This is a genomic window from Sulfurivermis fontis, from assembly GCF_004001245.1.
GTDB lineage: Bacteria > Pseudomonadota > Gammaproteobacteria > Thiohalomonadales > Thiohalomonadaceae > Sulfurivermis > Sulfurivermis fontis.
Genome location: NZ_AP018724.1, coordinates 2,422,307 through 2,434,294, shown reverse-complemented (window position 1 = coordinate 2,434,294; position 11,988 = coordinate 2,422,307). Strand labels below are relative to the sequence as shown.

Annotated in this window: 13 protein-coding genes; 6 read left to right on the top strand and 7 right to left on the bottom strand. The window is 65.1% G+C overall.

Annotated elements, in window-relative coordinates; all coding sequences use genetic code 11:
* Positions 1 to 186: 186 nt before the first annotated feature.
* From sodB to msrP, 3 genes are all read right to left on the bottom strand, one after another.
* Complete coding sequence (gene sodB, locus EP379_RS12290) at positions 187 to 768, bottom strand: superoxide dismutase [Fe] (RefSeq protein WP_127478086.1); 582 nt, start codon at positions 766 to 768, stop codon at positions 187 to 189.
* A 136-nt stretch (positions 769 to 904) separates the two neighbouring features.
* Entirely contained in the window at positions 905 to 1,507 is a 603-nt protein-coding gene (locus tag EP379_RS12285; RefSeq protein ID WP_127478085.1) for a protein-methionine-sulfoxide reductase heme-binding subunit MsrQ, read from the bottom strand.
* The gene (msrP, locus tag EP379_RS12280; RefSeq protein ID WP_127478084.1) at positions 1,498 to 2,433 is read right to left on the bottom strand and encodes a protein-methionine-sulfoxide reductase catalytic subunit MsrP; all 936 of its coding nucleotides are present in this window, start codon (positions 2,431 to 2,433) and stop codon (positions 1,498 to 1,500) included. Before msrP ends, EP379_RS12285 begins: the two co-directional genes overlap by 10 nt.
* 145 nt (positions 2,434 to 2,578) lie before the next feature.
* Here msrP and EP379_RS12275 point away from each other — a divergent pair, with 145 nt between their 5' ends.
* From EP379_RS12275 to EP379_RS12265, 3 genes are all read left to right on the top strand, one after another.
* Positions 2,579 to 3,247, top strand: a complete 669-nt coding sequence (locus tag EP379_RS12275) for a Crp/Fnr family transcriptional regulator (RefSeq protein ID WP_127478083.1) — start codon at positions 2,579 to 2,581, stop codon at positions 3,245 to 3,247.
* Between the two features lie 74 nt (positions 3,248 to 3,321).
* The gene (locus EP379_RS12270) at positions 3,322 to 3,510 is read left to right on the top strand and encodes a YgaP family membrane protein (RefSeq protein WP_127478082.1); all 189 of its coding nucleotides are present in this window, start codon (positions 3,322 to 3,324) and stop codon (positions 3,508 to 3,510) included.
* 124 nt (positions 3,511 to 3,634) lie between these two features.
* Positions 3,635 to 5,050, top strand: coding sequence for a homospermidine synthase (locus tag EP379_RS12265; RefSeq protein ID WP_127478081.1), 1,416 nt, complete (start codon positions 3,635 to 3,637; stop codon positions 5,048 to 5,050).
* On the opposite strand, the gene EP379_RS12260 is transcribed toward EP379_RS12265, so the two are convergent.
* From EP379_RS12260 to soxY, 4 genes are all read right to left on the bottom strand, one after another.
* On the bottom strand, positions 5,051 to 6,583 hold the full coding sequence (locus EP379_RS12260) for a GGDEF domain-containing protein (protein ID WP_127478080.1): 1,533 nt from the start codon (positions 6,581 to 6,583) through the stop codon (positions 5,051 to 5,053).
* Between the two features lie 13 nt (positions 6,584 to 6,596).
* Positions 6,597 to 7,010, bottom strand: a complete 414-nt coding sequence (locus EP379_RS12255) for a rhodanese-like domain-containing protein (RefSeq protein ID WP_127478079.1) — start codon at positions 7,008 to 7,010, stop codon at positions 6,597 to 6,599.
* A gap of 182 nt (positions 7,011 to 7,192) precedes the next feature.
* Entirely contained in the window at positions 7,193 to 7,507 is a 315-nt protein-coding gene (soxZ, locus tag EP379_RS12250; RefSeq protein WP_127478078.1) for a thiosulfate oxidation carrier complex protein SoxZ, read from the bottom strand.
* 42 nt (positions 7,508 to 7,549) lie between these two features.
* Entirely contained in the window at positions 7,550 to 8,020 is a 471-nt protein-coding gene (gene soxY, locus EP379_RS12245) for a thiosulfate oxidation carrier protein SoxY (RefSeq protein ID WP_232023908.1), read from the bottom strand.
* Between the two features lie 155 nt (positions 8,021 to 8,175).
* Here soxY and EP379_RS12240 point away from each other — a divergent pair, with 155 nt between their 5' ends.
* The 3 genes from EP379_RS12240 to EP379_RS12230 are packed head-to-tail and all read left to right on the top strand — an operon-like array spanning position 8,176 to position 11,888.
* On the top strand, positions 8,176 to 9,702 hold the full coding sequence (locus EP379_RS12240; RefSeq protein WP_127478076.1) for a hydantoinase B/oxoprolinase family protein: 1,527 nt from the start codon (positions 8,176 to 8,178) through the stop codon (positions 9,700 to 9,702).
* 29 nt (positions 9,703 to 9,731) lie between these two features.
* Positions 9,732 to 10,061 (top strand): BON domain-containing protein, encoded by a 330-nt coding sequence (locus EP379_RS12235; protein WP_172600477.1) that lies wholly within the window; start codon positions 9,732 to 9,734, stop codon positions 10,059 to 10,061.
* A 45-nt stretch (positions 10,062 to 10,106) separates the two neighbouring features.
* A complete protein-coding gene (locus EP379_RS12230; protein WP_127478074.1) occupies positions 10,107 to 11,888 on the top strand; it encodes an N-acetylglutaminylglutamine amidotransferase in 1,782 nt (593 codons plus the stop codon).
* Positions 11,889 to 11,988 lie beyond the last annotated feature (100 nt).

The following is an 11,988-nucleotide window of genomic DNA, read 5'->3' as shown; positions in this document are numbered from 1 at the left end:
ACCGCGTAGAAAAATTATTCCAGCCCGGAAAAACAAAAAAGGCAGCCTCCACGGAGACCGCCAGTCGTCCACTGGGAACCGATTCTACTGACTCTGCGGGGAGGGTGCAAATCCCCCGGGAGTGGTGCGGAATTGCGTTTTGTGGGGCCGGGAGCGGCATTGGCCGCTCCCGGTGGGCAGAGCGGATCAGGCGAAATTCTTCGCCACGAAATCCCAGTTCACCAGGTTCCAGAAGTTTTCCACGTACTTCGGACGGGCGTTGCGGGTGTCGATGTAGTAGGCGTGCTCCCACACGTCGCAGGTCAGCAGCGGCTTCTTGTCCATGGTCAGCGGGCAGCCGGCGTTGGAGGTGTTGACGATCTCGAGGGAGCCGTCCTTGTTCTTCACCAGCCAGGTCCAGCCGGAGCCGAAGTTGGTGACGCAGGAGTTGGTGAACTTCTCCTTGAAGGCGGCGAAGGAACCGAAGGTCTTGTTGATGGCATCGGCCAGGGCGCCGCTGGGCTCGCCGCCGGCATTGGGGGCCATGCAGTTCCAGTAGAAGGTGTGGTTCCACACCTGGGCTGCGTTGTTGAACACACCGCCGGCCGGGGCCTTCTTGACGATGTCTTCCAGGGACAGGTTCTCGTACTCGGTGCCCGGGATCAAGTTGTTCAGGTTGGTGACATAGGCCTGGTGGTGCTTGCCGTGGTGGTATTCCAGGGTCTCGGCGGAGATGTACGGTTCCAGGGCGTTCTTGGCGTAGGGCAGTGCCGGCAGTTCGTGCTTCATGAATGTGCTCCTTTAGTTTCGAGTTTGAGTCCTGACCAACATAGTGGGATTGTTGCCGGGCGCCCGCCCGGGGGCTGGCGGGCACCCAAAAAGAAAGACCGCCTGCGCGGTTAATAACCTATATATTTGGTAAAGATTACCGATTTTCAAGGGTTTTGTACACCCTGGTGCGTCGGATGAGGCGCAGACCGAGCAGCAGCGTGAGTATAGCGCCGTAGATGAGGGGCTCGCGCAGATCGGCCTTCACCATCAGCGCGAAGTGCACCGCCGCCAGGATGGCCGCCGGGTAGATCAGCCGGTGCAGCCGCTTCCAGTTGCGGCCGAGGCGGCGCTGGGAGGCCTGGTTGGAAGTCAGCGCCAGCGCCAACAGCAGCAGCCAGGCCAGCATGCCGGTGGTGATGAAGGGGCGCTCGACGATGTCTTCCCAGATGGCGGCCCAGTCGAAGAACTGATCGAGCACCGCATAGGCCAGCAGGTGCAGCATGGCATAGAAAAAGGTGAACAGGCCGAGCAGGCGCCGCAGCCGCACCGGCCAACTCCAGCCGCTGAGCAGACGCAGCGGCGTGGCCGCGAGGGTGAGCAGCAGCAGGCGCAGCGCCCAGTCGCCGAAATAGCGGATGATGGTCTCGATGGGATTGGCGCCCAGCTCGCCGCGCAGGGCCAGCGCCAGCAGCCAGGCCAGGGGCGTCAGGCAGAGTAGGAAAACAACGCGCTTCAGCCAGCGCTCGCTCAATACCACTTGGTCAGGTCCATGCTGCTGTAGAGCTGCGCCACCTGCTCGGCGTAGCCGTTGAAGGGCAGGGTCTCGCGCTTGCGCAGCTCGCCCAGGCGGCGTTCACGCTTCTGGCTCCAGCGCGGGTGATCCACCGCCGGATTGACGTTGGCATAGAAGCCGTATTCGTGCGGCGCCGCGCGGTTCCAGGTGGTGGGTGGCATCTGTTCGGTCAGGCTGATGCGGACGATGGACTTGATGCTCTTGAAGCCGTACTTCCACGGCACCACCAGGCGCAGCGGCGCGCCGTTCTGGCCGGGCAGCACCTCGCCATACAGGCCGACGGCGAGGAGGGTCAGCGGGTGCATCGCCTCGTCCATGCGCAGGCCCTCCACATAGGGCCACTGCAGCACGTTGCGGCGCTGGCCCGGCAGTTGCTCCGGGTCGTGCAGGGTGGTGAAGGCGACGTATTTGGCGCGTGAGGTGGGCTGGAAGCGCTTGATCAGATCGCCCAGCGGAAAGCCGACCCAGGGGATCACCATCGACCAGGCCTCGACGCAGCGCAGGCGGTAGATGCGTTCCTCCAGGGCGTGGGGCTTGAGGATGTCCTCCAGGGTGTAAGTGCCGGGCCTTTCCACTTCACCGTCGACGGTCACCGACCAGGGCTCGGTCTTGAGCAGGGCGGCGTTGCGCGCCGGGTCGTCCTTGCCGGTGCCGAGTTCATAGAAATTGTTGTAGGTAGTGATGTCTTTGTAACTGTTGGGTGGCTCGCTGGTGCTGAGCGGGCTGCGTGGCAGCGGGCCGAAGCGGCGCGGCGCGGCCGGCAGGGCGGAGGGCAGCAGCAGGGCGCCCCCCGCGGCCAGGGCGGCACCGAGAAACCGGCGCCGGTCGCGGTAAACGGCGGCAGGGGTGATCTCGGAGGGGCGGATGTCGCCGGGGCGCAGGAACGGCATGTCTTCACCTCGAGGCAGCGGGGCCGGGAAAGATAACCATAGCAGTATCGAGTCGTAGCGACAGCACAGGTTCAGTCCGGTGCGCTGAATTGTTGCTTGCCTTACTATGTGTGCGTCTATCCCATGAGTTGGTGATCTTCCTGCCATGAACCACGCATTGCACCAGCGCCTGCGCAGCACATTCCCCGAGTTGCTGGCCGACGATACAGCGTTGCTGGAGCGCTTTTTGCGCGAGACCGTGGTGCGCAGCCTGCCGCCGGGACAGGTGGTGTGCCAGCAGGGCGACAGTTGCGGCTATCTGCCGCTGTTGCTGTCCGGTCGGGCGCGGGTGTTCAAGAGCGCGGAGTCGGGGCGCGAGATCACCCTGTACCGCATCGATGCCGGCGACAGTTGTGTGCTCACCGCCTCCTGCATCATGAGCGACATACCCTTTCCCGCCCTGGCGGTGTCGGAAACGGAGGTGGAGGCGGTGCTGATCCCGGCGGGCAGCGTGCGCGCCTGGATGGGTGAATCGGCGGCGTGGCGCCGCTATCTGTTCGGTCTGGTGGCGCGGCGTCTGGCCGACGTCATCGCCGTGGTGGAGGAGGTGGCGTTCCGCCGTCTGGATGCGCGCGTGGCGGCCTGGCTGTTGGAACATGCGGCCGGTGGCGTGGCCCACACCACCCACCAGGAACTGGCCGTGGACCTGGGCAGTTCGCGCGAGGTGGTGAGCCGCATCCTGCGCGACCTGGAGAACGAGGGAATGATCCGGCGCACGCGCGGCGAGATTCTGCTGCTCGATCGGGTGCGGCTGGGGCGGACCGCCACTGGGTGACATAGTCACAGACAGCGGCAGGGGTCTTGTCTATCCTTGCTGGCAGCTACACTCACAGCACAAGGAGAACCACTATGAAGGCAAACGTCGGTACCGTAGACAAGGTTGTTCGCATCATCGCCGGTCTGGCCATCATCGGCTGGGGTGTCGCCGCCGGCAACTGGCTGGGCGCCATCGGCATCGTTCCGCTGGCCACCGCCCTGCTGGGTTTCTGTCCGGCCTACAGCCTGATGGGTGTCAACACCTGCGGCACCAAGAAGTAAGCCGTCCGCCGTCTGTAGCGCAAGGCCGCCCGCGTCAGCCGGCGGCCTTTTCATTGGCAGCCGATCCATCGTGTAATCTCTCCTTGGTATAGTTGCCATCGCGGCCAGTCGCGGGGAGGGAGCCATGGCGGAACACCGGCACTATGTCCAATTCAGCGGGCGCCTGCTGCTGCTCGGATTCGGGGCCATCGGCCGTGGTGTGTTGCCGCTGCTGCTGCGCCACATCGGGCTGCGTCCGGAACAGATCACTGTCCTGCGCGCGCACGATAACGGCGACGATGTGGCGCGGTCCTACGGTGTGACGCAGTACGTCGAGCCGTTGCGGCCCGACAACTACCGCGCCATCCTCGCCCGCCATGTCGGTGCGGGCGATTTTGTCCTCAACCTGTCCGTCAATGTTTCCAGCCTGGCGCTGATCGAGTACTGCCAGGAGCACGGCATTCTTTATTTGGATGCCTGCATCGAACCGTGGGAAGGTGGTCATTTCGATACCAGGCTGACGCCGGCGCAGCGTTCCAACTACGCCTACCGCGAAGCGGCGCTGGCGCTGCGCCAGCGCTATGGCGCCGGTCCCACGGCGGTGATCAATCATGGCGTGAATCCGGGCCTGGTGTCGCATTTTCTCAAACAGGCCCTGCTCAATCTGGCCGCCGATCACGGCATGACCGCGACACCGATGACGCGTGAGGAGTGGGCGCGGCTGGCGCACGGCCTGGGGGTCAGAACCATCCATATCGCCGAACGTGACAGTCAGTACGGACAACGGCAGAAACGGCGCGGCGAATTCGTCAACACCTGGTCGTGCGAGGCCTTTGTCGACGAGTCGTGCCAACCGGCGGAACTGGGCTGGGGCACGCACGAGCGGCACTGGCCGGCAGCGGCGCGCCGTTACGGCTTCGGCCGCGATTGCGCCATTTATCTCGAGCGTCCCGGCGCCGCGGTGCGGGTGCGCAGTTGGACTCCCGGCGAGGGCAATTATCACGGCTTTCTGATCTCGCACGGCGAGTCCATTTCCATCGCCGACTATCTGTCGCTGCACGAGGGCGGCCAGGTGAGCTATCGCCCCACGGTGCATTACGCCTACCATCCCTGTGACGATGCGGTCCAGTCCCTGCACGAGCTGGCCGGCAAGAACTGGCACATGCAGCCGCGCCAGCGGCTGCTGCTGGAGGACATCGTTGAGGGCATCGATGAGTTGGGTGTGCTGGTGATGGGGCCGCGGCGCGGCGCGTACTGGTATGGCTCGCAGTTGTCCAACGTCGAAGCGCGCGCCCTGGTGCCGTACAACAGCGCCACTACCTTGCAGGTGACGGCGGGGGTGCTGGCGGGCGTGGTGTGGGTGATGCGCCATCCGGCGCGGGGCATCACCGAACCCGATGCCATGGATTACGCCGAGGTGCTGGACATCGCGCGGCCTTACCTGGGACCGATGGTCGGCAGGTATACCGATTGGACTCCGCTGGAGGGACGTGGCCGCCTGTTCGAGGAAAACATCGACCGCAGCGATCCCTGGCAGTTCTGCAACTTCCTGGTGGAGTGATCAGGGCACGGCAGTACCGGCCGCTTCATCGTCCGCGCTCGCCACTTCGATGCGGTTGCGGCCGGCGGCCTTGGCACGGTACAGCGCGCGGTCGGCGCAGGCGACGAGGCGCTGGCTGGGTTGGTCGCGTTGCGGGATCAGGGTGCAGATCCCGATGCTCATGCCGACCTGACCCAGCGGCGACAGGGCGTGAGGAATGGCCAGGCGGTTGATGAGTTGCTGCAGCCGTTCCGCGATGAGCAGCGCCCCGCGCCGGTCGGTCTCCGGCAGCAGCAGCACAAACTCCTCGCCACCATAGCGCGCCACCATATCGGTGGGACGTTGCACGGCCAGGCTGAGTGCGCTGGCAATACTCTTCAGGCACTCGTCGCCGGCCTGGTGTCCGTAGTGATCGTTGTATTGCTTGAAGTAATCGATGTCGATGAGCAGGGCGGACAGCGGCGTCTGCTGGCGCATGGCGCGCAGCCACTCCCGTTCCAGCGCCTGATTGAAGCTGCGGCGGTTGGCGATGCCGGTGAGGCCGTCCTGGGCGGAGATGCGCTGCAGTTCCTGGATGATATCGCGCACACGGGCGGCCATGATGTTGAACGCGGCGGCGACGATGTGCACCTCCTTGATGCCGTGCCGCGTCACCAGCGTATCCCGGCCGTCGCGCACGGCATCCTCCATCTGTCCGATCATGTGGTGCACCGGCTGGAACAGATGGCGGTTCAGCAGCCAGAAGGACAGGCCGAGCATGGTCAGCGTCAGCACCAGGAACCACAGGGTGGTGATCATCTGGGTGCGGCGCATGTCCTGATACAGCAGGTCGATGTCGGCGTAGGCCGCCAGGTACAGAACGGCGTCGTCAGCGACGCCGCGCAAGGCGTACTCCATGGCGAAATAGCGCGGATCGTCCTCACGGACATTTTCCGGGTGGAGCATCTCTTCGCCGTGGGGGCCGTGCACGCCGAACGGCATGCGGATCATCTCGCCCACCTGGCGCAGATTGAACAGCGGGTCGATCACCACTTCCAGATAGCCTTCCACCTGCAGGCCGCCGATCGGTATCACGACCGAATAGAACGGCTCAGCGTTTGCCAGCCAAAGCGTGCTTACCGCCTTGAGCCGCTCCACGCCCTCGCGCCTGAGCAAGTCCCGCACGAATGGTGCCGGCAGCGGCGGCAGGTTGGCCCGCCCACCCGCGGCGAGCGGCGTGAGTGCGCTGTCGTAGGCGCGTACCGCCAGCAGATCGAGGTATCCCGCTTCGGCATAGCCCTTGTTGAAGGGCTCTTGCAACTGGGCGTGCAGTGCAGTGCCGTCGCGGAGGTGCAGGCGGCGTTGCAGGGAGCCGCCGAGAGCAATGGCATGGCCGCGGGCCTGGCGCAGCACCTCGTGGGCGGCGACCTCGATGACGCGCGCCATGCTGTCGGTGCGGTAGTCCAGGGCGGCACGGCGGAACTGGTATTGCGAGACTGCGGTATGAATGACGGCGAGCAGCACGATCGCCAGCAACAGGCCTGAGATCAGGGTACGCAGTGAAATCCGCTCCATGATCGGCGGCTGTTCAGCGCGCTACGGGAAGCTCTTTTTGTTGCCACTCCTGCCAGCCGCCGCGGAACCAGTAGACGGTGCGGTAACCCCAGGCGGCGGCCTTGGCCGCGGCATTGCTGCTGCGCAGGCAGCGCTCGCCGTTGCAATAGAACAGCAGGGGTGTGTCGCGGTCCGGGGCGATGCGGGACAGGGCGGCCTCGGTCATGTCGGTATCGAGCAGGTTCACGGCGCCGGGTATGTGCCCCTTGTCGTGTTCTTCACCAAGTCGGCTGTCGATGACGACGAGGGTGGGGGTGGTCTGGATGAGCAGCACTGCCCGCTCGGCATCCACCACGGTGGCACCGGGTAGTTGCTGCGGTGCCAGCGGCTTGTCCGCCAGCGCGGGCCAGCTCAGGCTCAAAAGCAATAGGCATGCGAAATAGCGCATGGTGTCCTCCCCCGGTCATGTATTTGTTATGTGTGGTGCGGAAGCACCCGGAACTACGCGGGTTCCTTGCGCAACGGTACTCTCCGTGGGTACAGGCGGCAACCAAGAAAATCACTCTGGAATTGCCAAAAAAAAGCGGGGCATTGCTGCCCCGCCTTGGGTAGTGCACGAGAGACTGCGGCTTAGCCGATATCGGTCTCGGCCGAGTCCTTCTCGCCCTTGTTGTCGACCCAGGCGAGGGCGACCTTGTCCCCCTTCTTGGCGCCGGAGAACTCGATGGAGAGATAGGGGTTGGCGGAGATGGCGGCGCCCCAGGCGGAGGTCAGCACGTTCTTGCCGTTGTGGGTGCAGACGACTTCCTGGATGAAGTGGGCCGGGATGACCTGGCCGGTCTTCTTGTCCTTGCGCTGGCCGGTCTCCATCGGATGCTTGATGAGCGCCTTGACGGTGCAGACATCGCCCTTGAGGGTGGCGCGGATCTTGATTGAATCTGCCATTTAGATAGTCCTCTGTATCAATTCGTCAGTGTGTGCCGTGGCTTAACCGCCGCAGCCGCCGATGGTGACCTTCACTTCCTTGCGGCCGGCATACAGGGTGCCGCCGGCCTTGACCACGGCGACCACGTTGGAGGTCTTGCCCATCTTGACGCGGGTGGAGACGGTGCCGAGGGCATTGGGGGCCAGGTTGAAGACGGCGGTGAGGGGAGTGCCGTTCTGCTCGACGAACAGGCTGATGGACTCGATGCCCTTGATGTTGGCATTGACGGTGACCGGGACCACGGCGCCGTTCTCGGCGATGTCGGGGGCCTTGATCTCGATGTCGTTGCTGGGGGTGGTCATGTCGGCGTTGTAGACGCCCTTCAGGCTGGCAGCGATGTCCTTGGCCTCGAAGGCCTCCTTGGGCCAGGCGGCCAGCACCTGACGGGGGGAGAGCAGGCCGGCGCCGACGGCGACGGCAACGGCGCTGCTGGCCAGGGTGCCCTTGAGAAAGATTCTGCGCTTGGTGTTCACGTGACAGACTCCTTGGAGCTTGGGTTGGAAATGGGTTGGGTCCGGGACCGTTCGAGGGGCATATGATAGGGACTTATGGCGTGTGACACTAGAATTTCTGTGGAGTTTCTCCCGCCCGCTGCGATTTGTCATGGGATGGGCTACCATCCCGCGCCATGGATGCCATAGAACTGTCGCTGTTCGCCAGCCGTATCGAGGCCGTCTGTGACGAGATGGGGGCGGCGCTGCGCCGCGCGGCCTTCTCGCCCAACATCCGTGACCGCCTGGATTTTTCCTGTGCCGTGTTCGATGCCGCAGGCGAGCTGTGCGCCCAGGCGGCGCACATCCCGGTGCACCTCGGCAGCATGGCCTACGCCATGCGCGGCATCGTCAGCGGTATCGACTGGCGCGCCGGCGACATGGTGGTGGTCAACGACCCCTTTCTCGGCGGCACCCACCTGCCCGACGTCACGGTCATCGCGCCGCTGCTGCTCGACGGCGAGCTATTGGGATTTGTCGCCAATCGCGCCCACCACGCCAATATCGGGGCGCACAGTCCCGGCTCCATGCCGATTTCGCGCACGCTGGACGAGGAGGGGCTGGTGATTCCGCCCACCCTGCTGGTGCGTGACGGTCGTACCGATGCCGCGCTGCTGGCGCGGCTGGCCGGCGGACGTGACGAGGCGGCGGGCGATTTTGCCGCGCAAGTGAGCGCCAACCTCACCGCCCTGGCGCGGTTGCGTGAACTGGTGCAGGGCATGGGGGGCAGTGCCTATCGTGCCGCACTGACGGCCCTCAATGATTACGCCGAGCGCCTGGCCCATGGCGCGCTGGCGAAGATCCCCGACGGAGAGTATGTCTTTGGCGATGTGCTGGACGACGACGGCGTCGGCAGCCAGGACATCGGCATCATGGCGCGGGTGCAGGTGGCGGGCGGCCGGGTCCGGGTGGACTTCGCCGGCACGGCGCCGCAGGTGGCCGGCAACGTCAATTGTCCGCTGTCGGTGGCGGCCGCAGCGGTGTACTACGTGTTCCGCTGCCTGATGCCGCGCGAGACTCCGGCCTGCGCCGGTGCCTTCCGCGCCATCGAACTCAGCGCGCCGGAGGGCTGCCTGCTCAACGCCCGGCGCCCGGCGGCTGTGGCGGCGGGCAATGTGGAGACCAGCACGCGGGTGGTGGACGTGATCTGCGGCGCCCTGGCCCAGGCCCTGCCGCTGCAGATTCCGGCGGCGAGCCACGGCAGCATGAACAACGTCGCCATGGGCGCCAGGAACGGCGGCCGTGACTGGGACTACTATGAAACCATCGGCGGCGGCATGGGGGCGGGCGCCGGCGGTGGCGGGCTGGATGCGGTACAGACCCATATGACCAACACCCTCAACACGCCCATCGAGGCCCTGGAGTCGGCCTATCCGCTGCGCGTCACGCGCTATGCGGTACGGCGCGGCTCGGGCGGCGCGGGGCAGCGCCGCGGTGGTGACGGCATCGTGCGCGAATTCGAATTTCTCGCCCCGGCCCAGCTCACCCTGCTCACCGAGCGGCGGCGTCATGCGCCCTGGGGACTGGCCGGCGGCAGCCCCGGCGCCACGGGCGAGAACCGTCGCAACGGTGCTCTGCTGCCGGGCAAGGTCAGCGTCGCCGTCGCCCCCGGCGATCGGGTTACCATAGCCACGCCTGGCGGGGGCGGCTGTGGCGAGGGTTGAACATGTTTTTTTCCAGGGAGATGAGCCGGATGCGTATTGCAACGATGCTGTTGATGGCGGCACTGCTCGGCGGCTGCGCCGCCGGCACCATGATGGGCGCCGGCCAGGGCGGGCGGGCGGAGGACGGCCGCAGTTATGAGGAGGCGCGCGCCGACAATCTGCTGGCCGCGGCGGTGAACCGCGCCCTCGTGCGCGACAGGAGTGTCAACGCCGGCGATATCCGCGTCAGCGTGCGTGATGCCGTGGTCACCCTGGCCGGCACGGTTGCCAGCAATGACAGCGCGGAACATATCGCTGACATGGTGCGACAGATCGACGGCGTCAAAGGCGTCGTCAACAACCTGCGCGTCGGCCCTTGATCCGGCCTTATTGCAACCTGCCACTTGTAACTTGCGACTGACGTTATGTGCGGAATTTGCGGTGAACTGAGACTGGATGGCCACGTGCCCGACCTGGCCGTGCTGGGGCGCATGTTGCACCGCCTGGAGCGGCGCGGCCCGGACCACGAAGGCAGTTATTCCGACGGCCCGCTGGCGCTGGGGCATCGTCGCCTGGCCATCATCGATCTGTCGCAGCGTTCCCACCAGCCGATGATCGACAATGAACTCGGCCTGGTGCTGGTGTTCAACGGCACCATCTACAACTACCGCGACCTGCGCGCGGAACTGCGCGAGCGCGGTTACAACTTTTTCTCCGACGGTGATTCGGAGGTCATCCTCAAGGCCTATGCCGCCTGGGGCGAGCAGTGCGTCGAACATCTCACCGGCATGTTCGCCTTCGCCATCTGGGATATCCGGTGCCAGCGCCTGTTCCTGGCGCGCGATCGCCTCGGCATCAAGCCGTTGTACTACAGTCACGACGGCAAGACCTTCCATTTTGCCTCCAACACGCAGGCCCTGCTCGCCGCCGGTGGCGCCGACGTCGGCATCGACCCGCTCGGCCTGCACCACCAGTTCACCCTGCACGGCGTGATCCCGGCGCCGCGCACCCTCCTCAACGGCATCCGCAAGCTGGCACCGGGCCATACCCTGACCATCGACAAGGACGGCCGGCGCAGCGAACGGCAGTACTGGCAGCTCTACGCCCACCGTCCGAGCGAGCCGCGCAGCGAGCAGGAATGGACCGAGGCGATCCACACGGCGCTGAAGAAGGCGGTGAAGCGTCGTCTGGAGATCGCCGACGTGCCGGTGGGCGTGCTGCTGTCCGGCGGCCTCGATTCCAGCCTGCTGGTGGGCCTGCTGGCGGAGCAGGGCGTCAAGGACATACTCACCTTTTCCATCGGTTTCGAGGACGTGCCGGAGGAGAAAGGCAGCGAGTTCGAGTATTCCGATCAGGTGGTGGCGATGTACGACACGCGCCATCACAAATATGCCATCTCCAACGATCAGGTGTTGCTGCGTCTGCCCGAGGCGGTGGAGCAGATGGCCGAGCCCATGGTGGGGCAGGACGCGGTGGCCTTCTATCTGCTGGCCGAGCGCGTGGCACAGGAGGTGAAGGTGGTGCAGAGCGGCCAGGGCGCCGACGAGGTGTTCGGCGGCTACTTCTGGTATCCGCGCATGGAGGCCGAGGGCGGTACTGACCTGGAGCGCTTCGCCAAACACTATTTCGATCGTCCGCACAGCGAGTTCCTGCAAACCGTGGCCGAGCCGTTCCGCGGCGAGGATCACACCGGGATGCTGATCGAAAAGCTGCTCACCCAGCCCGGTGCCGATACCTTCATCGATCGCGTGCTGCGCATGGATACCACCACCCTCATCGTCGACGACCCGGTCAAGCGTGTCGACAACATGACCATGGCCTGGGGCCTGGAGGCGCGCGTCCCCTTCCTCGATCACGAGTTGGTGGAACTGGCGATGCAACTGCCGCCGGAACTCAAGCTCGGCTCCGGTGGCAAGCATGTATTGAAGAAGATCGCCCGCGGTCTGATCCCCGACGGTGTCATCGATCGGCCCAAGGGCTACTTCCCCATGCCGGCGTTGAAATACGTGCGTGGTCCGTTCCTCGATTTCATGCGCGACATCCTCGATTCCAACGCCTGCCGCCAGCGCGGCCTGTTCAACCGTGCCTATGTGGAAAAGTTGCTGGCGGAGCCGGAGCAACATTTCACCTACCTGCGCGGCAGCAAGCTGTGGCACCTGGCGCTGCTGGAACTGTGGCTGCAGCGCAATGTCGACATTTACTACTAGGGAAGGTCTGAATAAGTCCATCCTGGACTTCTCAGGTCGCTCCCGCCCCTCCCTGGGCTGCGCGACATAAGTCCATCCGTGGACAAAACCACGCCAAGCG